Origin of the sequence: Coprococcus sp. TM115-187 (assembly GCF_027679115.1) — a bacterium.
Lineage (GTDB): Bacteria > Bacillota > Clostridia > Lachnospirales > Lachnospiraceae > Allocoprococcus > Allocoprococcus comes.
The window spans coordinates 1-19737 of record NZ_JAQEKS010000036.1; the positions used below are offsets into that span (position 1 = coordinate 1).

General features: G+C 34.6%; 17 protein-coding genes. 13 read left to right on the top strand and 4 right to left on the bottom strand.

Translation table 11 applies throughout. The annotated features are described in order from the left end of the window. Positions 1-64: 64 nt before the first annotated feature. The 8 genes from PGW42_RS15025 (at position 65) to PGW42_RS15060 (ending at position 9986) form a co-directional block, all read left to right on the top strand. Entirely contained in the window at positions 65-2113 is a 2049-nt protein-coding gene (locus PGW42_RS15025; RefSeq protein WP_270203973.1) for a hypothetical protein, read from the top strand. A 174-nt stretch (positions 2114-2287) separates the two neighbouring features. Then, on the top strand, positions 2288-3292 hold the full coding sequence (locus PGW42_RS15030; protein WP_270203972.1) for a glycosyltransferase family 2 protein: 1005 nt from the start codon (positions 2288-2290) through the stop codon (positions 3290-3292). Positions 3293-3306: 14 nt separating this feature from the next. Then, positions 3307-4095: an ABC transporter permease gene (locus PGW42_RS15035; RefSeq protein ID WP_118198477.1), complete on the top strand. Its 789-nt coding sequence runs from the start codon at positions 3307-3309 to the stop codon at positions 4093-4095. A gap of 11 nt (positions 4096-4106) precedes the next feature. Further along, positions 4107-4841, top strand: a complete 735-nt coding sequence (locus PGW42_RS15040) for an ABC transporter ATP-binding protein (protein WP_118198476.1) — start codon at positions 4107-4109, stop codon at positions 4839-4841. A gap of 72 nt (positions 4842-4913) precedes the next feature. Further along, positions 4914-6662 (top strand): glycosyltransferase, encoded by a 1749-nt coding sequence (locus PGW42_RS15045; RefSeq protein WP_182438575.1) that lies wholly within the window; start codon positions 4914-4916, stop codon positions 6660-6662. Positions 6663-6672: 10 nt separating this feature from the next. Continuing rightward, positions 6673-7872, top strand: a complete 1200-nt coding sequence (locus PGW42_RS15050; RefSeq protein ID WP_118198474.1) for a glycosyltransferase — start codon at positions 6673-6675, stop codon at positions 7870-7872. Beyond that, entirely contained in the window at positions 7845-8804 is a 960-nt protein-coding gene (locus tag PGW42_RS15055) for a glycosyltransferase family 2 protein (RefSeq protein ID WP_118198473.1), read from the top strand. Before PGW42_RS15050 ends, PGW42_RS15055 begins: the two co-directional genes overlap by 28 nt. 27 nt (positions 8805-8831) lie before the next feature. After that, positions 8832-9986, top strand: a complete 1155-nt coding sequence (locus PGW42_RS15060; protein ID WP_118198472.1) for a LicD family protein — start codon at positions 8832-8834, stop codon at positions 9984-9986. Between the two features lie 52 nt (positions 9987-10038). Here PGW42_RS15060 and PGW42_RS15065 read toward each other — a convergent pair whose 3' ends face one another. From PGW42_RS15065 to PGW42_RS15080, 4 genes are read right to left on the bottom strand one after another with little or no spacing between them, the layout of a single operon-like run. After that, positions 10039-11388, bottom strand: a complete 1350-nt coding sequence (locus PGW42_RS15065; RefSeq protein WP_118198471.1) for a Gfo/Idh/MocA family oxidoreductase — start codon at positions 11386-11388, stop codon at positions 10039-10041. 16 nt (positions 11389-11404) lie between these two features. Further along, on the bottom strand, positions 11405-12469 hold the full coding sequence (locus PGW42_RS15070; protein WP_270203971.1) for a pyridoxal phosphate-dependent aminotransferase: 1065 nt from the start codon (positions 12467-12469) through the stop codon (positions 11405-11407). A 12-nt stretch (positions 12470-12481) separates the two neighbouring features. Then, positions 12482-13705: a Coenzyme F420 hydrogenase/dehydrogenase, beta subunit C-terminal domain gene (locus PGW42_RS15075; protein WP_270203970.1), complete on the bottom strand. Its 1224-nt coding sequence runs from the start codon at positions 13703-13705 to the stop codon at positions 12482-12484. A gap of 2 nt (positions 13706-13707) precedes the next feature. Continuing rightward, entirely contained in the window at positions 13708-14847 is a 1140-nt protein-coding gene (locus PGW42_RS15080) for a polysaccharide pyruvyl transferase family protein (RefSeq protein ID WP_270203969.1), read from the bottom strand. A gap of 173 nt (positions 14848-15020) precedes the next feature. Between PGW42_RS15080 and PGW42_RS15085 the strand changes: the two genes are divergently transcribed. The 5 genes from PGW42_RS15085 (at position 15021) to glf (ending at position 19634) form a co-directional block, all read left to right on the top strand. Then, on the top strand, positions 15021-15479 hold the full coding sequence (locus tag PGW42_RS15085; RefSeq protein WP_270203968.1) for a GtrA family protein: 459 nt from the start codon (positions 15021-15023) through the stop codon (positions 15477-15479). Positions 15480-15612: 133 nt separating this feature from the next. Further along, positions 15613-16806, top strand: a complete 1194-nt coding sequence (locus PGW42_RS15090) for a DegT/DnrJ/EryC1/StrS family aminotransferase (protein WP_270203980.1) — start codon at positions 15613-15615, stop codon at positions 16804-16806. Between the two features lie 9 nt (positions 16807-16815). After that, positions 16816-17496 (top strand): sugar transferase, encoded by a 681-nt coding sequence (locus tag PGW42_RS15095; RefSeq protein WP_008374631.1) that lies wholly within the window; start codon positions 16816-16818, stop codon positions 17494-17496. A 23-nt stretch (positions 17497-17519) separates the two neighbouring features. Then, positions 17520-18518, top strand: a complete 999-nt coding sequence (locus PGW42_RS15100; protein WP_270203967.1) for a glycosyltransferase family 2 protein — start codon at positions 17520-17522, stop codon at positions 18516-18518. 18 nt (positions 18519-18536) lie between these two features. Beyond that, positions 18537-19634, top strand: coding sequence for a UDP-galactopyranose mutase (gene glf, locus PGW42_RS15105; protein WP_270203966.1), 1098 nt, complete (start codon positions 18537-18539; stop codon positions 19632-19634). Positions 19635-19737 lie beyond the last annotated feature (103 nt).

The window sequence follows — 19737 nt, forward strand, 5'->3', positions numbered from 1 at the left end:
GTGAAGATAATAAAAGAGTTAGCATTGAAAATTGTAAATAAAAGATAGTGGGAGAAGAATAGTAATGAAGCAATTTGTAAGGAAAATACTATTTGCATTTTTAATTATAATAGGATTAGAAACATTTGTTTTTAATTATAGATGTTGGGAGTCATTATTAAATCAAGAAAAGGTTGTAGAAAATTTTGAGTGTGGAAAAGGAATAAAAAAAAGCGGAGAGTATTATGAGATTGTAGATGAGAAGGAAGCTTTCCTGGAAATAAAAGCATTAAATATAAATTTGAAAAATATATTGGCAGATATTGATGTGGCAGATAATGCATCAGTATGTGATGAAAGATTTTTCCCGATACGTATATTTATGACTGATGAAGCTAATTCAGAATATAAAGAATTACCATCAATGAATATAGTGAGGAGAATAAAGGAAAGTAAATATGTTCGTTTACATTTAAGCGGGAAAACAAATAAAATTAAAATAAAAATTGATTTGCCTGAAGGAGCAAAAATTAGTGTAAATAAAATTGCATTTAATGTGAAAAGGCCTTTCATCGTTCATCCACTGCGTATAGTGATTGAAATGATTATTTTTATTTTATTTGAAATATTTAGACCAAATTCTAAAGTATATAATATTTCGTTAAATATAAAAAAAAGAAAGCAGCGAATTTTTATAGCTTTAGCATTGGGATTAAACTTGCTTGTCTTAGCGGGAATCAGTATTTCGACATTTCCGACAAGAAATCTTGGAAATGGAGGATGGCTTCCGGATACAGAATATGAAAAACTAACGGATGCTCTGATTGATGGTCATTTTTATTTGAATATAGAACCAACTAAAGCATTAGAAAACATTGATAATCCATATGATCCGCAATTGAGAAGTAAAGCTTTAGCGGAAACGGGAGAAACATATTATGTTGATCATGCCTATTATAAAGGAAAATATTATTGCTATTTTGGAATTGTTCCTGCATTGATATTTTTTGTTCCATTTAAGTTGCTATTTGGAGTTCATTTACCAACATGGATAGCAGTTACTTTTTGTGGTCTGATGTATTGTATAGTTATTTATATATTTATATATTTGATAATAAAAAAATATTATAAAAATATATCTTTTGGCACATACATTGTGACGGATACGATTTTTATTGCTATGAGCGCTATAGTTTATTTAGTTTTTTATGGGACGATATATTCACTGCCGATTATGATGTCTTTGATGTTGGGAATTATAGGACTTAGTTTTTGGATTGCAGCAAGCGATAGTAAAAAACTTAATAAAATATATCTCATATTAGGTTCATTGGCAATAGCTCTTATTATAGGTTGTAGACCGCAATTAGCCATAATATTGCTGTTTGCGTTTCCTATTTTTTGGAATGATATTAAAGAAAAGAGGTTTTTCTCTGTTAAAGGAATGGCAAATACTTTAAGCGTAATAGTACCGTTTCTAATTATTGGTGTTGGCATTATGTATTATAATTATGCTCGTTTTGGCAGTGTTATGGATTTTGGGGCAAATTATAATTTGACCAGTAATGATATGACTCATAGAGGAATTGTTTTAGCAAGAAATTGGGTTGGGATTTTTGAGTATATTTTTCAGCCGCTAAATATATCTTCTAAATTTCCTTTCATGCAGTTAATTGGAAATAATGTACAATTTGATTATCAGGGATATTTAAGTCAGGAGCCATTATTTGGAGGTTTTTTATGGTTTAATCCAATACTTGTAATATGTTGGGCATATTTTAAAAATCGTAAGGAAATGAAGAAGAAAAAATGCTACGCATTAGGTGTAGGGGCGTTTGTTAGTGCTGTTATAATTATTTTATTAACAATTCAAATGTCTGGAATGACACAGAGATATATGTCCGATTTTGGATGGCTATTTGCGATGTCCACGGTGATTGCATTTTTATATTTAGAAGAAAAATATAGAAATACTCAAAAATATTATATTGTAATGAAAGTGCTGATTAGTCTGAGTGCTATTACATTAGTAGTTAATTATTTCAATATATTTATAGCTGATAGATATCAGAATTTATTTTATACGAATCCTAATCTGTGGTTTTGGGTTAAATATGTTCTGTTTTCTATATAAAAGAGCACGAAATTTGACAAAAAAACAAGCATTTGATATAATCTTTCCATCTAAAGAAAAGTGTAGTATAATAATCAAGTAATCAAAATAAAAGTTGGTGATTCAGATAGAACTAAATATCTGTAAAACCAACTTTTTTTGAGAAAAATATTATTTATATAAGTTAGGAGAACAATGGACGAGAAGATATTAACAGTAACGATTCCAAGTTACAATGTGGAAGCATATTTGGAAGACTGCCTGGAATCTTTTGTGAATTCCGAGGTTATGGATGATATTGAAGTATTGATCGTGAACGATGGTTCAAGTGATAATACTGCCAAGATTGCACAGCGATATGCGGACAAGTACGAAAATACATTCCGGTTGATCAATAAAGAAAATGGGGGACATGGTTCTACGATTAACACAGGAGTTCGTGAGGCAAAAGGAAAATATTTTAAAGTGGTTGATGGGGATGACTGGGTAGATACAAGAAGTTTTATTCATCTTGTGAAAGTGTTAAAAGAGAGCGATGCAGATATTGTGGCGTCTAATTATACCTGGATCAATCATACAACCAGAATGCCAGAGAAGAGGCAGGAACATCCGTTTGAAAAAATAGAGTATAATAAGCTGTATCAGTTTGAAGAGATTGTCGGTAAAACGATTATTGATATGCATGCGACAACTGTGAAGACGGAATTGTTCAGAAAGGCTGATGAACAGATTGACGAACACACTTTTTATGTTGATGTGGAATTTATTGCATTTCCGATTCCGTATGTGCGGACAGTGTATTTCATAGAAGAGCCGGTATATCAGTATCGCCTGGGACTTCCGGGACAGAGTATGTCTATTCAGAAGATGCAGAAGAATCTGAAGAATCATTTACGTGTGCTTATGCGGCTGAACAGCTATTGCAAGAAAGTAGAAAAGATTGCTCCAGTAGCGAATCTGGAGTATATCCGTGAGCTGACAGCAACAATTCTTACCAGTCAGATGAAGATTTATATAAGTTTTCCTCTTAAGAATGGTATGAGAAAAGAAGCAATGAAATTGGATGCATATTTTTATCATAAGAACCGGAAAGTCTATGACAGAGTAAAGAATCCGGCTGTTCTGGTTTTGAGGAAAACTCGATATGCTGCATTCCCGTTAGCGGTTCTTGTTTTTAAAGGACGAAGAAATTCATATTAAGATGGAGAAGAAAAATGAGTGTGACAAGAGATAGGATAAATACATTTTTTAGGTATAAGGATTTATTAAGAGAACTGGTAGTCAGAGATGTGAAATTAAAATACAGAAGAAGTTTCCTGGGATATGTATGGAGCATTTTGAATCCATTGCTGATTATGTTAGTAATGACGCTTGTATTTTCGCAGATGTTTCAGCGTGGAATAGAAAACTTTCCAGTTTATCTGCTTACTGGACAGGCACTGTTTGATTTTATGAATAATGCAACCCATATGTCCATGTATTCAGTATTGGATAATGGAGCACTGATTAAGAAAATTTATGTACCAAAATATATTTTTACATTGTCGAAAGTAACAAGCTCATTGATTGATCTTATTTTTTCAATGGGTGCATTGATTTTGGTGATGCTGATTACAAGAACACCATTTTCACCATATTTTTTATTATTTCCGCTGGTAGTTATACCGCTTTATATTTTTGTGTGTGGAATGGGATTCTTCTTGTCAGCAGCAAATGTTTTCTTTAGAGACATTCAGTATATTTATAATGCAATTACTGTAGCATGGATGTATGTAACACCGATGTTCTATCCGATTGATCTTCTTCCGGACGGGCTGAGAAAACTGGTAGAATACTGCAATCCGATGTATTATTATATCCAGTTTTTCAGAGATCTTGTTTTATACAGACATTTTACAACGCCGAGAATTTTTGTCGGTTGCTGGGTGATGGCGTTTATTATGCTGACAATTGGACTTGGTGTATTTAAGAAAACACAGGATAACTTCATTTTGTATATCTAGGAGAAAAGATAATGAGCGAAGAATATATTGTTGATGTTGACCATCTTACGATTCGGTTCAACATGGCATCTGAAAAGGTGGATAATTTAAAAGAATATGTAATTAAACTGATTAAGCATGAATTGATGTTTCAGGAGTTTTTGGCGTTAAAAGATGTAAATCTGAAAGTGAAGAGGGGAGAAGCGTGGGGGTTGATCGGAACTAATGGTTCTGGAAAATCCACTCTTTTAAAAGCATGTTGTGGCATTTTAAAGCCGTATAAGGGAACTGTTACGACGAAAGGTACAATTGCTCCATTGATTGAGCTGGGTGCTGGATTTGATATGAATATGACAGCAAGAGAAAATGTGTTTTTAAATGGGACAGTACTGGGACATTCCAGAAAATTCATGGAAGAGCATTTTGATGAGATTATTGAGTTTGCGGAACTTTGGGATTTCCTGGATGTACCGATTAAGAATTTTTCATCAGGTATGCAGGCTCGACTTGGATTTGCGATTGCTACGATGGTAAGGCCTGATATTCTGGTTGTTGATGAAATCTTGTCTGTAGGAGATTATCAGTTTCAGGAAAAATGTTATAAGCGAATGGAAGATATGCTCAGTGGAGGAACAACACTTTTATATGTATCGCATGATGTCAAATCTGTAAGAAAGCTGTGCGATCATGCAATTTGGATTGATAAAGGTGTGGTAAGAAAAAGCGGTCTGGTTGAAGAAGTAACCAATGAGTATATGAATGAATAGTTTGATGGGAGAAATATGATACTACAAAAATTTGCTTTATATCCGTATTCAGAAGAGACGACTCGGCTTTATATGAAAACAACTGATGATGTTGTGACCGACAAGGAAAAAGTTGAGTTAAAGACTTTGGCAAAAGTAAATCTGGAAACATATTTTAATTTATTTTCATGCCTGAAGTGGAAAAAATATGTTGGAGTTGAGTCTGTTTATCTTAGATTAAAGCTGAATGGAATTGTAAAAGTAAAAATAGATCATCTTCAGGTGAAAGATGGAGATGTAGAAAGACATGGTGTACTGGACGAGGAAATCCAGTCGGATGCTTCAGGATATGTAACTTCAAATGAATTTACGCTTCCGGAGGAAGGAATGCTTGGAGTTATGATTGAGGCAGTGTCAGAGTCAGTGCTTTATGAGGTTGATTTTTCAACAGATCAGACGGGTCTGGAAGAGAATGATATCTGTATAGGAATCGGAATCTGTACGTTCAAGAGAGAAAAATATGTAGAGCGTAATATGAATCTCCTGAAAGAAGGAATCTTAAATAATCCGGCAGCAGAAGCGTATGAACATATTAAAATTTGTATTTCGGATAATGCGGGTACGCTAGAACCAGAGAAAATTGAAAATCCAGAAATTCATGTTGTAAAAAACAAAAATCTGGGTGGAGTAGGCGGGTTTACCCGTACCATGCTGGAATATTTAAATGGCGAAGAAAAAATAAGTCACGTTCTGTTAATGGATGATGATGCAATTATATTACCGGAAACAATTGAAAGAAATTATCTTTTCTTAAAACATTTAAAGAAGAAATATTATAATTATGTAATTGGTGGAGCTCTGATGCGACTGGATCATCCAAGTATCCAGTATGAAAGTGGAGCATTATGGAACAATGGAGATATGATTGCACATAATCATGATTTTGATATGACTTCATTGGCAGAATGCATTACAAATGAAGTCGAGATTGAACATGATTATGTTGGATGGTGGTATTCCTGCATACCAGTCACATTTATTAACAAAAATAAATTACCGCTTCCGTTATTTATTCATCGTGATGATATTGAATATGGATTACGTGCAAATGGAGAATTTATTTTATTAAATGGAATTTGTGTATGGCATGAAGCGTTTGAAAATAAATGTCCGGGAACAAATGAATATTATGATATTCGAAATCTGGCAATACTGAATGCGATTCATGATGAAAAGTTTACGGCTAAACAATTTAAAAAGGTTTTATTTAAAGAGATTAGCAGCAATATAGGAAAGTATCGCTACAAGTATGTGGATTTAAATCTACTTGGAACACTTGATTTCTTAAAAGGAGCAAAATGGTTCAGCGAGCAGGATGGAATAGAGATTCACAAAAAACTGGCGGCATATAACTATGAGATGAAATCTAAAGAAGATTTTATCGGTTACAAAGGTTTAACGGAAGAAGATCTTAGCCCATATGGAAAAGAGCAAAGAAAGAATGTTCCATTTATGGAAAAGATCTGGAAAATGGCTACGATGAATGGACATTTTTTGCCGGCAAGACATGGAAAGCCAAAAGCAGAAATTCCATATCCAAATATTTATGATTTATATCGATATAAAGAAGTGCTGTATATAGACAGTACAGATCATGTGCTGGATGCAAAAAGAAGTGTTATTACGATGATAGCATCTTACATTAAATTTTTTAAAGTATGTAAACATATTGACCAGAGATATGATAAAGTATGTAAACAGTACCGAAATATGTTTGGTACCTTTACTTCAAAGGATTTTTGGAATCATTATCTGGAATTAGATAAAAACATGGATTTATAAGGAGGAACATATGGGATCACCGAAAGTATCAGTAGTAGTACCAATTTATAACGTAGAAAAATATCTTCGTCAGTGCCTTGACAGTATTGTAAATCAGACATTGAAAGATATCGAAATTATTTGTGTAGATGATGGATCAACAGATTCATCACCACAGATTATCCAGGAATATATGGATAAGGATTCACGTGTAAAAGTAATTACAAAACCAAACAGTGGTTATGGAAATTCCATGAACCGTGGATTTGATATGGCAGAGGGCGAATATATCGGTATTGTTGAGTCGGATGATTATGCGGATCCGGAGATGTTTGAAGAAATGTATAATGTAGCTTCAAGCAATCAGTTGGATGTGGTGAAATCAGGATTTTACTATTATTATTCGATTCCGAAAGAAAGAAATGAAAAAGAAGAAATTGTATCTAAAGTACGTGCAAGAAAAACATTCTGTCCGGCTACAGATTTTAATGCACCGATGGAAATGGTAGAATTTTTTAATTTGAAGCCGACGATTTGGTCTGCTATTTATAGAAAAGATTTTATTCGAGAAAATAAAATCCGTTTTAATGAAACACCAGGAGCATCGTTTCAGGATACGAGTTTTAGCTTTAAAGTAATGTGTCTTGCTAAACGTGTTCAGCTGTTACAGGAAGCATATTTGCATTATCGTCAGGATAATGAGAATTCTTCAGTAAATTCTCCGAAGAAAGTTTTTTGTGTATGTGATGAATATGAAGAGATGCATAAATTCTTGGAAACAAATCCTTTACATCGTGGAGTATTAGAATGTGTATGTAATCGAATAAAATATGATACTTATATGTGGAATTTGGGGAGACTTAGTCCTAAATTTAAGTATATCTTTTTAGAAAGAGCAGCTCAGGAATTTAAAGAATGCTTTGAAAAAGGTACAATGGATTCACGATATTTTGAAGAATATAAGTGGGAAGGTGTAAAAAAAATGGTTGAAGATCCTATAGGTTTTTATAATGAGTATGCACTCAATCAACCGGGATATTCAATGAAAGAATTAAAGGAAATTAAAGAATCCTATTCGTATCGCATAGGAAGACTTATTACATTTCTCCCAAGAAAGATTTTGGGTGGAATTCAAAGTGTTAAAGATGATGGGGTTGTATATACTTTTAAATTAGGTTGTAAGAAGATTATTGGAGGTATATCATGGTTAAAGGACCGAAGATCTCGGTAGTTATACCGGTATATAATGTGGCGGATTATTTGAGTAGATGTTTGGAAAGTTTGAGACGTCAAACTCTTTTGGATATTGAAATCATATGTGTTAATGATGGATCAACAGATAACTCAGATGAAATAATTCGGGAACAGATGAAGATAGATTCGCGCATTCAACTTATTGATAAACAGAATGCTGGGGTTGCGGCAGCAAGAAATACTGGAATTGATGCGGCAACAGGGGATATGATTGTATTTTTAGATCCGGATGATTATTTAACAACTAATGCGTGTGAGAGAATTTATGAAGAGAGAATTAATCATTATGCAGACATTATTGTATATGGATCGAAACCGTTTCCTGAAATACCAGAGCCGGACGCCTGGGTTGCATGGAAATTAAATAGTAGAGATATATATTATCCAGAACCGAATGAAAAATCTTTATTTGGCGAAACTAATAGTGAACCCTTTATTTGGAATCATGCGTATTCTCGAGATTTTTTAAATGATAATCAGTTACGATTTATTGAATCGATTAAATTTGGAGAGGATATTGTATTTTTGTTTCAAACAGTTCCTATGGCAAAACGAGTACAGTATATTTCAGATCAACTGCACTATTATCAATGCTATAGAAGCGGGTCGTTTATGCAACAATATAATGATGAAACGGAAAAACGTTTAGTTCAGCATGTGAAAAATCTTAGAACAATAACAGCATTTTGGAATGAAAAAGGATTTCTAAATAAATGGGGGCGAGCTTATTTTGAATGGTTTATTAATTTTATTGTTCCGGATTTGATTCAGTTTAATCCGAAAAATAAAAAGAAATTAGCATTAGAAACAGTTAGAATTATAGAAAAATTTAATTTGAAAACATTTTATAAGCATTCAAAACTTGAAGTAAAAGAAAAAACAAAGAGATTATATAAAATGGCTAGATAGATAATAGTTCTAAGGGGAAGGAAAGAAATGAGAAGAGTATGGGAATATATTTACTGGCGTCTGCCAGTAGGAAAAAGGCAATTTCTTGATAAGGCAAATGATTTAGTAAAAAAAGCAGATTCATTAAGACAAATTTTAGAATCGGGAATTAAAAATAGTTATAATCATCAAAACGAGCTTTATAATCAGATGAGTGGAAAAATAGATGGATTATCAAATGAAGTGAGACATCTGCATGAGGAAAATGCTCGTTTGGAAAGAATTATTACACATTATCATAAGCAGGATATGCAGATGTTTTGGGAAGAGTATCGAAAAGATGGAGAGTCTACAGCAGATGCTCAAAAAAGATTTTTTCTTGCATTACCTAAAGCGAAGGGAGTAAGCAGAAATTTGCAACTTCTGGAGAAAGATTTACTAAGAGCTTTTGCTAGAATTTGTGAGGAGAATCAGTTATCTTATTGGCTTTATGCAGGTACTTTGTTAGGAGCAGTGAGACATAAGGGATTTATTCCATGGGATGATGATGTAGATACTTGTATGGCAAGAGAGGATATTGAAAAATTAAGAGAAATATTAAAGGATCATCAAGAATATAGACTTACAGTAAGATATGATGCATGGGGATTTTGTAAGCAGATTCGTTTTACTTATAAAGATACGACTATTCCTGTTTTTATTGATATATTTCCGTTTGACTGGATTAGTGAGGCATCATATGAAAAATGGGAAGAAAATCAGAAAATTAGAAAAGAGTTAAAAACAGAAATTACAGATGAAGGAAATCCATTGATTCAGGAATTTCGTAGGGCAGGATGTGTTGATGATGATTCGGCTATTGGAATTCAGATTGCAGAGATTTTTAATAAATATTATAAGAAACTTTATGATAAAAATATTATTTGTGCTAAAGAAGATGCAAAAGGGTGCTTATACAGTTTTGATAGTTGGAGTTATTGTAACGATAATAATTTAATATCAAAAGAGATTTTTTATCCATTACAGAAAATCGAATTTGAAGGCGATGAATATTATGTGCCAAATAAGTATATTTACGTTTTAAAAGAAGTGTACGGTGAAGATTTCTATACATTCCCATGTGGAGAGCCTCATTTTATTCATGCAGATTGGAAAAAAAATGAAAAGCTTCTTGAAGAAGAGGTAAAGAAAAGAGTTAAATAGAGAAAAGCAGACAAAACAATTATGGAAGGATAATTGTAGTTGTCTGCTTTTTTTAAGAAGGTGAAAGATGTACGACTTTAGAATCAGTTTCCCAAATGTTTATAACTTTTGAAATATTTGCAGAAATTTGCATCGGAATATTATTTGGTAACTGATTGGTTTTTATGGCTCTTAAGAATGCAACTAATTCATAACGAATCCCTTCTCCTTCAAGTGGATAAAAGTATCTTCGATTATCATTTTGATTTTCAAACCTAACTTCAAAATATTCAGTTTTCCACCAGGGTGCGGGTACATAAATATAGCCTTTTGTGCCAGAAATAACTAACTCACCTTCTGATTTTACTCCTTTACCCACTTTTAATGAAGCAACAGCATTTTTGTAAGTAAAATTTATTTTTGTAAATAAATCAAAAGTAGGAATTTTGTCTAACATAAGAGAGGTAATATTTATATCTATCCAATGTGTACCTAAGATATGAAAGATAGGTAACATAGCTGTAGGACCCCATGCACAAATACTGTTCCAATAATGAGTTGCTTTTTTTGTTGTATCAATTTTGATGTTTTTAAGACTTGTACAAGTTGATTCAACAGAAAGTACTTGACCGATTTTCCCGGAATTTAAAAGTAAAAGCAAGCGGTTATAAGCTGTAGAATAAGCTGTTTTAATGGCATCCATTAAGATTAAGTTTTTACTGTTTGCCAGCTGATAAAGCTCATTACATTCAGCTTCAGAAAGTGCAATCGGTGATTCACATAAAACGTGTTTACCAGCAAGTAAAGCCTGTTTGACATGATTATAATGTTTAGTAGGGTGTGAAGCAATGTATACAGCATCTATTGAAGAGAGAAGATCTGTATAACTGTTGGTTAATAACAGACTGTTATCAGCTTTTATTTGTGCAGAAGTTGAGGAAGAAGAAACGGCTGTTACTTCTGCACCATTCACGAATTTGCTTTCACGAAAATATTTTGCTACAAGGGTAGAATTGCCTATTAATCCAAGCTTTAAATTACTGTCTTTTGCACGAAGCTCGGAACTGGATATACCTTCTGTACGGTCTAAGTAGATGACGTTGCAATATTTTTTCAGATAGTCAAAATGACCAATCCAATCAGAGCCAACAGTAAAAATATCGACATTATAATGCTGGATGTCATCAATTTTTTGCCCTTCATATTCTTCGATAATTATTTTGTCAGCAAGTCCGGTAGATCGGACGTTTTCGATACGTTCCATTAGAGACTGTTGTACATTTATTTTTCCACGTGTTTTATCAAAATCATCTGAGGTTACCCCGACAATCAAATAGTCCCCAAGAGCTTTTGCTCTTTCTAGTAATCTGATATGACCGTAGTGGAGTAGATCATAAGTTCCATATGTTATAACTTTTATCATTTAAAAAGCGACTCCTTTAATTGGTATTGTCTAATTCAAATAAAGCATCTAAAAAACGTTCCATATATTGTTTGGCACCAATGGTAACGCGTAGGCAGGTGCCAAAATTTCCGACATTAGAATAAGATTTTATTAAAATTTGTTTTTGCGATTTCATTTTTTCAACAATGGTTAGCGCATTTGTTTTAGGCTTTATAAAAATGAAATTTCCTGCATCCCCCTTATGCAAATACTTATGGGAATTTAATTCTTTTATCAAATAATCACGTCCAAGAGTGTAGTCTTCAATTAAAGAAGATAAAATACCAGGCGTTTCTAAAATTTTTTGAGCTACTAACATGGCGAATGCGTTTGTATTATGTGGTGTGCATAATTTCTGTACCATTTTTATCTCATCAGGATGTCCAACCACATATCCAAGTCGACAACCGGCCATTGAAAATAGCTTGGAAAAGGTTCTTGTAACAAGGATATGTTTGGAGGTCAAAGCATATTTGATGAATGTTTTTGGATAAAAATAATGATAGGCTTCATCAACAAGGATAGTGATTTCAAGTTGTTCACATACTTTAATGATTTCTTGAAATTCGGTTTCTGAATATACATTTCCCATCGGGTTATTTGGGTTAAGTAATATAAGTAATTGTGTATCAGGCGTTAAGGTGGAAATAATATTTTGAATATCCATTGAAAGGTCATCATTATATGGAACCTTTACAAAAGATCGGCCATACATTTCAGAATATACTTGAAACATGAAATAGGATGGAACTACTCCAACAATTTTTCCGCTTTCTGAGGTAAAAGCCTGGATAATATAGCGAATTCCCTCAGCGGATCCATTTACAAGGCAAAGGTGTTCTGGTGTAGTATTCAGATGTTTTGCAAGGACTTCCGAAAAGTGATGGGTTTCTGGATACTGTGCAATTAATTGAGGAGTTATTTCAGGCAGAATAGAATCAATGAAATCTTGAGGAAGCCCTCCAGGGTTTTCATTTAAGTCAAGTCGTAAATAATTTTTGCGTTCATTTTGATCAAAAATGCGAACTAAATCTTTTAGATTATTATTTAAGTAATACATAGTGAATCTCCTTTATTGAATATGATAAAATCCTTTAGTTAATTTCCAAAATAATATTTTTTGTCTGTTTCCCCAAACATATTTTTGCCATAGCAATTTTATTGTTGGAGGAGAGGACCATTTTTTACAAAGAGCTGTATAAGGCATAGTTTTTAGATCTTGTATAAATGATGCACGGTTTGGATTTGAATTAATATGATTCTTTAGAGGCCCCTGATATTTTAGAGCCTCTTCATAATTGAGTTCATGTCCGATAAAAATATCTTTGGTACTTAGAAAAGCCTTTTTACCTTTGATAGAATTACATATAACCAGAGAAGCACCTTTATTGTGATTATATAATTCAGGACAATATAAATGAACACCCCACAAATCTCCGAGTGAAATATCAGCAAAACGTTCTTTGGTTGCATATGGACATTGATAACAGGATGGTCGACTCATTAAATGACTGATCCAAATTGACCAGAACGGGTTAAACCATCTGTCAGTTTTAAGCTTCCTGCTGTTTTTTAAAGAAAGCTGCATAACTTCAAAATCCCATCGCCCAATAGAATGGTTAAAATAGGATTTGAAATCTTTGTAACGATAATCAATTGATTTAATACGTGAATGATATTTTGTAGTAATATACTTATTATAATTTTTTAAATAAAGAGGAGTAGGAACACCTTCGCAAATAACCTCGACTGTCAGCAGATTTGTTTGATTGCAATTAAGGAGAAAGGATTTTAAACCGGCAATTTGGCAAGGCGTACCGGAAAATAAAACTTTTTTTCCATTCTGTAAAAACTTTTTTGCATCAGCATAGGAAGTTCCAATATTACTTTGTGTATATTTTGATTTTCTGAATTTATATAAATTTTTTTTGTCAAAAATATGATCATGATATACATTTAAACCATCTGATACGGCTCCGAAAATTACATAATTTTTATCGCACCATGCATTAACGATTGCAGAGAAAGCTCCACCAGAGGTGCTTTCTGATAAAACTTTTTGATTTTTTATATGTCCTCCAAAAGTATAATTTATTCCGGAACATTTTTGAGGAGATAAATTATAAGGACAAACTTTACGGCATAATCCGCAATTCGTGCATAAATCTATATTGATTTTGGGATAGCGAAATTCTTCTGAATCAGGAATCATATAGATGGCTTTGTGTGGGCAAATATTTGCGCAGGATTCGCAGCCGGAACAGGTAATTTTATCATTTGTATCAAGGTAACACATGCTTAATGATCTCCATTCAATAAATTAAGTTCTTTCGTAAGACAGTCTAGAGAAAATTCTCTTGCAGTATTTATACGTGCATGCACAGCATCATAATCGTGGATTTGTGGAATTACTGAAGGTGCTTTTGTGAGAAGGCATTCTTTTAAATCAAATAACTCCAGAACTTCGGCAATTTTATTATCACCAGATTCTCTGGAAAATACTGCCATTTGTTTTCGGTATTGTACAGCAAAAATCAAACCATGAAAAGAGTTCGTTATAACGTATTCTGAATATTTTACCAGAGAAAGAAATTCTTCAACACCTGCTTCATAAAACATTTTATGTCCTTTTGCTGAGTTTGTACTGCGTAAGCTGATTTCAACAATTGTCCATCCGTTATCACGGGCTATTTTTTCTGCAAAAGCTTCCATTTCTTTGTTGTATCGTCGTGCATATAATAATAAATATTTCTCAGTTATAATACGAGATACGGCTATGGTATCATAATCTTCAGTGGTTAGCAAAAGAGTTGGATCGATTGTTCTAAAAACTTGAATTCCATTAGAATTAATATGTTCTTTTAGATAAGGTATAAATTTATTTTCCCGTAAACCAATTGCTAAAAAGTTTTGAAGCCGGTTATTTAATATCTGGTAGCTATCTGTGTCAAAATGGGCATCACCAAAACTTGCAGCATAAGATACAGAATTTCCTTTCATTACATCGTAGTTAGCAAAATAACCATCATCAAATCCGTTGAATTCATTAATACAGAAAATGGTATCACTGCCACATACAAAATGGTTAATATCATCAAAATGGGCAATAGAATTAAAGTTTTCTGAAGTATATTTTTGAGAAGTTAAACCAAAGTATGTGTGATAAAAATGATCAAATTTCTGATAGTTAATACGAATGGCAGGAAGAGACAATTCACACATTTTTCTAGATTCTGGGTCCTGATCCCACATATTGGAAAAAGGATTTAAAGGATTTTTGTCAGAGAGAGAATCCGGGCAATAGTCAACTAAAACTGGTTGATACAAATCCGGAGAAATACGCTTTATAGATTGGTAAAGTGCCCAAGATTGTAGAGCAGATCCATAGTTTGTAAAATTGCAATATATATTATAACTGACTATACCTATTCGAATCATAAAAATACTCCTTGAAATTATATAAAATAAGTTGTTAAATATACTAATCATGTTATCATGGATTTTAGGAGACAACAAGTGATATTGTAAAGAAAACGTTGTTATATAAACAAAAATATAGTATAATAGCACGGTTTGAAGAAGAGAGATTATTTTACGAAAGGATAACAGAAATGAAAAAAGAAAAAGATATATTTGACCGCATCATGGAACTTCCAGTTTTACGGATTTTTAATCCGTTTTACAAAAAAAATAAAGAAATATTATTATACTTATTCTTTGGTGGCTTAACTTTTTTAGTAAGTATTATCTCTTATGCATTTTTTAACATTCAGATAGGATGGAATGTATTAATAGCAAATATTGGTTCATGGATTTTGGCTGTTTCATTTGCTTATGTTACAAACAGAATCTGGGTATTTGATTCCAACGCCGAAACCATTGCTGATTTTATCAAAGAAATCACCAGTTTCGTAGGCGGCCGAGTAGCAACGCTGGTAATTGAAGAACTGATCTTATTTATTTTCATCACAAATCTGGGAATGAACAGTATGCTGGTTAAGGTAGTGGCACAGGTGATTGTGATCGTACTCAATTATGTGATCAGCAAGCTGATCGTGTTCAAAAAATAGCAGGAAAGTAGTTAAGAAATAGTTTTAATTGTATTTTATGGATTTTTTTGGTAGTATATACTATGTAATAATTTTGTAATAATTGTTACATAGTATATTTTATTTTAAAGAAAGAAGAATTTTTATGGAGAATATGCATATTGCTTTTTCGCCTCCGGATATTACGGAAGAGGAGATAGCAGAAGTTGTAGATACGTTAAGAAGTGGTTGGATCACAACCGGACCAAAGACAAAGCTTTTTGAAAAACAGCTGGCAGAGTATATTGGAACAGGCAGAGTTGTCTGTCTAAATTCCGCAACGGCCTGTCTGGAGATGACCTTACGACTTCTTGGCATTGGACCGGGAGATGAAGTAATTACAACTGCCTATACTTATACTGCATCAGCCAGTGTAGCAGAGCATGTAGGTGCAAAACTGGTTCTGGTGGATGTGGCAAAAGATTCTTACGAGATGGATTATGAGAAGCTGGCAGATGCAATCACAGAGAAGACGAAAGCAGTTATCCCGGTAGATCTTGCCGGAATTATGTGTGACTATGATAAGATATTTGAAATTGTAGAGGCAAAGAGATCACTTTTTCATCCGGCAAATGAACTGCAGGAGAAGTTTGGCAGAGTGATCGTAGTGGCAGATGCAGCACATGCATTTGGTGCTGAGCGGAAAGGAAAGAAGTGTGGACAGGCTGCAGATTTCACAAGTTTTTCCTTCCATGCAGTAAAGAATCTTACCACAGCGGAAGGAGGAGCAGTCACATGGTGTCCGATCGAAGGGGTGAATGATGACGACATTTATAAAAAATATATGCTCTTTTCACTGCATGGCCAGTCCAAGGATGCACTTGCCAAGACGCAGCTTGGCGCATGGGAGTATGATGTTGTGGCATCTTATTTCAAATGCAATATGACCGATATCATGGCTTCTATTGGATTGGTACAGTTAAAGCGCTATGATGCATTATTAGCACGGCGCCGGGAAATCATAGGAATGTATGATAAAGCACTGGAAAGTCTTCCTGTGAGTGTACTGAATCATTTTGATACAGATCATAAGTCCAGCGGACATTTGTATCTGATCCGTGTTCAGGGAAAAACACGTGAAGAATGTAATGAGATCATTACGAAAATGGCAGAGCATGGCGTAGCAACGAATGTGCACTACAAACCGTTGCCGTTATTATCTGCTTACAAGAATCTGGGATTTGATATCAAAGATTATCCAAATGCTTATGCTTTATTTGAAAATGCAATTACATTACCGCTTCATACGAAACTTACCGATGAAGAGGTAAAATACGTGACAGATGTATTGAAGGAATGCATCGGATAGGAATGCTGTATGAGAAAATGGGACGAACTTCCGAAGTTTATGAGAACAGACGAAGTAAAACAATACTATGATATTCTGATCAGACACGAAAAAGAATTAAGATTAAAGAGATATTTTGACATTCTGCTTTCGATGATTTTGCTTGTTATCTTATCACCGATCATGCTGGTCATCAGTATTGCAATCAAGCTGGATTCACCGGGACCGGTGATTTACAAGCAGGTGCGTGTGACACAGTATGGAAAGAAATTTCACATTCTAAAGTTCCGTACTATGGTGCAGAACGCTGATAAGATGGGAACACAGGTTACAATCAGTCAGGATTCCAGATTGACACGGGTTGGAAAAGTGATCCGTGGCTGCAGGATTGATGAATTTCCGCAGCTTATCAACGTCCTTCGTGGAGAGATGAGCTTTGTCGGAACCAGACCGGAAGTTGTGAAGTATGTAAAGGGTTATACCAAAGAAATGTATGCGACACTTTTGTTACCGGCAGGAATTACTTCCAGAGCCAGCGTATGCTACAAAGATGAGGGTGAAATGCTGGAGCATGTAGAAGATGTGGATTATGCTTATATTCATGAAGTGCTTCCGGAGAAGATGAGTTATAATCTGGAAGATCTGCGCAAATACAGTCTGTGGAGAGATTTTATGACCATGTTTATGACAGTATTTGCAGTATTACGATAAGAACTACAGTATAGGAGAAATGTATGTTAGTATCAGTTTGCACGATTGCGCGCAATGAAGAAGAGTATCTCCCACATTTGCTGAAAGATATTACGAAACAGGATTACCCGGCAGAGCAGATCGAGGTTGTGATGGTTGACAGCAGCTCAACAGACGGAACCAGACGGATTATGGAACGTTTTGCTGAAGAAAATCCGCAGTATTATAACTGCATTGTTACAGAGAATCAGGGAAATAATCAGGCATCCGGCTGGAATCAGGCAATCCGCTGTTCAACCGGGGATATCATTATCCGTCTGGATGCGCATGGACGTATTCCGGAGGATTTTGTTTCCAAGAATGTGGAGTGTATGGAAAGCGGAGAGGATGTCACCGGGGGACCAAGGCCAAATCTTCCGGAGAAGGACACACCGTGGCAGAGACTTTTACTGAGTGCGGAAAGTTCAATGTTCGGAAGTGGAATTGCGGGTTTCCGGAGAGAGAATGAAAAGAAATATGTAAAATCCATGTTCCATGCGGCATATCGGCGGGAAGTATTTGAAAAAGTCGGACTTTTCAATGAAAATCTGGGAAGAACGGAAGATAATGAAATGCATTACCGGATCCGGCAGGCAGGATACCGTTTGTGCTATGATCCGCAGATTCATTCCTGGCAGTATGTGAGAAGTTCAATTCCGGGAATGATGAAGCAGAAATACGGTAATGGAGACTGGGTGGCCAGAACCCTTGGTGTATGTCCGGGATGTCTCAGCATCTATCATTTTGTGCCGTTTGCATTTGTGATTGCGATTATTGTAACATCAATTTTAGCAGCACTGAAAAAGCCATTTCTGGCAATTGTAATGTGGATCACCTATTGGTGTGGTGCAATCGGAATGGCAGTTCTTGCTGTGAAAAATGAGGCGAAGCATATATGTCAGCTTTTGCTTCCGGGAATTTTCTTTTTACTTCATTTAAGCTATGGAGTAGGAAGTGTAGTCGGAATGGGAAAGATGATAAAAGATAAAATTACAAAGAAATAAAAGAGAGGATTTAGTATTATGAAGTATGATTATTTAGTAGTAGGATCAGGATTATACGGAGCAGTATTTGCTCACGAAGCAAAGAAAAAAGGAAAAACCTGTCTGGTCATCGACAAACGTCCGCATATCGGTGGAAATATTTACTGTGAAAACATTGAAGGAATCAATGTTCACAAATACGGTGCACATATTTTCCACACATCCAACAAACAGGTTTGGGATTACATCAACCAGTTCGCAGAGTTTAATAACTACATCAATTCGCCGGTAGCGATTTACAAGAACGAGCTTTATAACTTGCCGTTTAACATGAACACATTCAGCAAAATGTGGAACATTAAGACACCACAGGAAGCAAAAGACATGATCGCAAAACAGGTTGCAGAGACTGGAATTACAGAACCGAAGAACCTGGAAGAACAGGGATTGTCTCTGGTAGGAAAAGATGTATTTGAGAAACTGGTAAAAGGTTATACCGAAAAACAGTGGGGACGTGCCTGCAAGGACCTTCCGGCATTTATTATCAAACGTTTACCGGTAAGATTTACATTTGACAATAACTACTTCAATGACAGATATCAGGGAATCCCGATCGGTGGATATACAAAGATCATTGAAAAGATGCTGGACGGAATCGAAGTAAAGACAGATACTGATTACTTTGAATTTATCAAAGAAAATCCGGATATCGCAGAGAAGACACTGTTTACCGGAATGATCGACGAATACTTTGGATACAAGCTTGGAGCACTGGAATACCGTTCTGTAAGATTCGAGACCGAAGTACTTGATACTGACAACTATCAGGGAAATGCAGTTGTGAACTACACTGAAAGAGAAGTTCCGTACACACGTATCATCGAACATAAGCATTTTGAATTTGGAAAACAGGAAAAGACCGTTATCTCTAAAGAGTACTCTTCAGAGTGGAAAGTTGGAATGGAACCGTACTATCCGGTAAATAACGAGCAGAATAATAAGCTGTTTGAAGAATACAGAAAGCTTGCGGATCAGGAAAAGAATGTGATCTTTGGTGGACGTCTTGGAAATTATAAGTATTATGATATGGATAAGGTAATTGAGGCGGCACTGGAGATGGTGGCTGAGGAATTATAGAGAATAGAAAAATCAGGATATGTGAGAAACATATCCTGATTTGACGTGTGCGCCTAGCGGCGCACGTTTCTAACGGGTTAAAGTCCCGAATCCACCCGGTAGT

What these genes read in the sequence shown, in the direction of transcription:
- PGW42_RS15025 (WP_270203973.1), top strand. Translation starts at nt 65, where the DNA reads ATGAAGCAATTTGTAAGGAAAATACTATTTGCATTTTTAATTATAATA.
- PGW42_RS15030 (WP_270203972.1), top strand. Translation starts at nt 2,288, where the DNA reads ATGGACGAGAAGATATTAACAGTAACGATTCCAAGTTACAATGTGGAA.
- PGW42_RS15035 (WP_118198477.1), top strand. Translation starts at nt 3,307, where the DNA reads ATGAGTGTGACAAGAGATAGGATAAATACATTTTTTAGGTATAAGGAT.
- PGW42_RS15040 (WP_118198476.1), top strand. Translation starts at nt 4,107, where the DNA reads ATGAGCGAAGAATATATTGTTGATGTTGACCATCTTACGATTCGGTTC.
- PGW42_RS15045 (WP_182438575.1), top strand. Translation starts at nt 4,914, where the DNA reads ATGAAAACAACTGATGATGTTGTGACCGACAAGGAAAAAGTTGAGTTA.
- PGW42_RS15050 (WP_118198474.1), top strand. Translation starts at nt 6,673, where the DNA reads ATGGGATCACCGAAAGTATCAGTAGTAGTACCAATTTATAACGTAGAA.
- PGW42_RS15055 (WP_118198473.1), top strand. Translation starts at nt 7,845, where the DNA reads ATGGTTAAAGGACCGAAGATCTCGGTAGTTATACCGGTATATAATGTG.
- PGW42_RS15060 (WP_118198472.1), top strand. Translation starts at nt 8,832, where the DNA reads ATGAGAAGAGTATGGGAATATATTTACTGGCGTCTGCCAGTAGGAAAA.
- PGW42_RS15065 (WP_118198471.1), bottom strand. Translation starts at nt 11,388, where the DNA reads ATGATAAAAGTTATAACATATGGAACTTATGATCTACTCCACTACGGT.
- PGW42_RS15070 (WP_270203971.1), bottom strand. Translation starts at nt 12,469, where the DNA reads ATGTATTACTTAAATAATAATCTAAAAGATTTAGTTCGCATTTTTGAT.
- PGW42_RS15075 (WP_270203970.1), bottom strand. Translation starts at nt 13,705, where the DNA reads ATGTGTTACCTTGATACAAATGATAAAATTACCTGTTCCGGCTGCGAA.
- PGW42_RS15080 (WP_270203969.1), bottom strand. Translation starts at nt 14,847, where the DNA reads ATGATTCGAATAGGTATAGTCAGTTATAATATATATTGCAATTTTACA.
- PGW42_RS15085 (WP_270203968.1), top strand. Translation starts at nt 15,021, where the DNA reads ATGAAAAAAGAAAAAGATATATTTGACCGCATCATGGAACTTCCAGTT.
- PGW42_RS15090 (WP_270203980.1), top strand. Translation starts at nt 15,613, where the DNA reads ATGCATATTGCTTTTTCGCCTCCGGATATTACGGAAGAGGAGATAGCA.
- PGW42_RS15095 (WP_008374631.1), top strand. Translation starts at nt 16,816, where the DNA reads ATGAGAAAATGGGACGAACTTCCGAAGTTTATGAGAACAGACGAAGTA.
- PGW42_RS15100 (WP_270203967.1), top strand. Translation starts at nt 17,520, where the DNA reads ATGTTAGTATCAGTTTGCACGATTGCGCGCAATGAAGAAGAGTATCTC.
- glf (WP_270203966.1), top strand. Translation starts at nt 18,537, where the DNA reads ATGAAGTATGATTATTTAGTAGTAGGATCAGGATTATACGGAGCAGTA.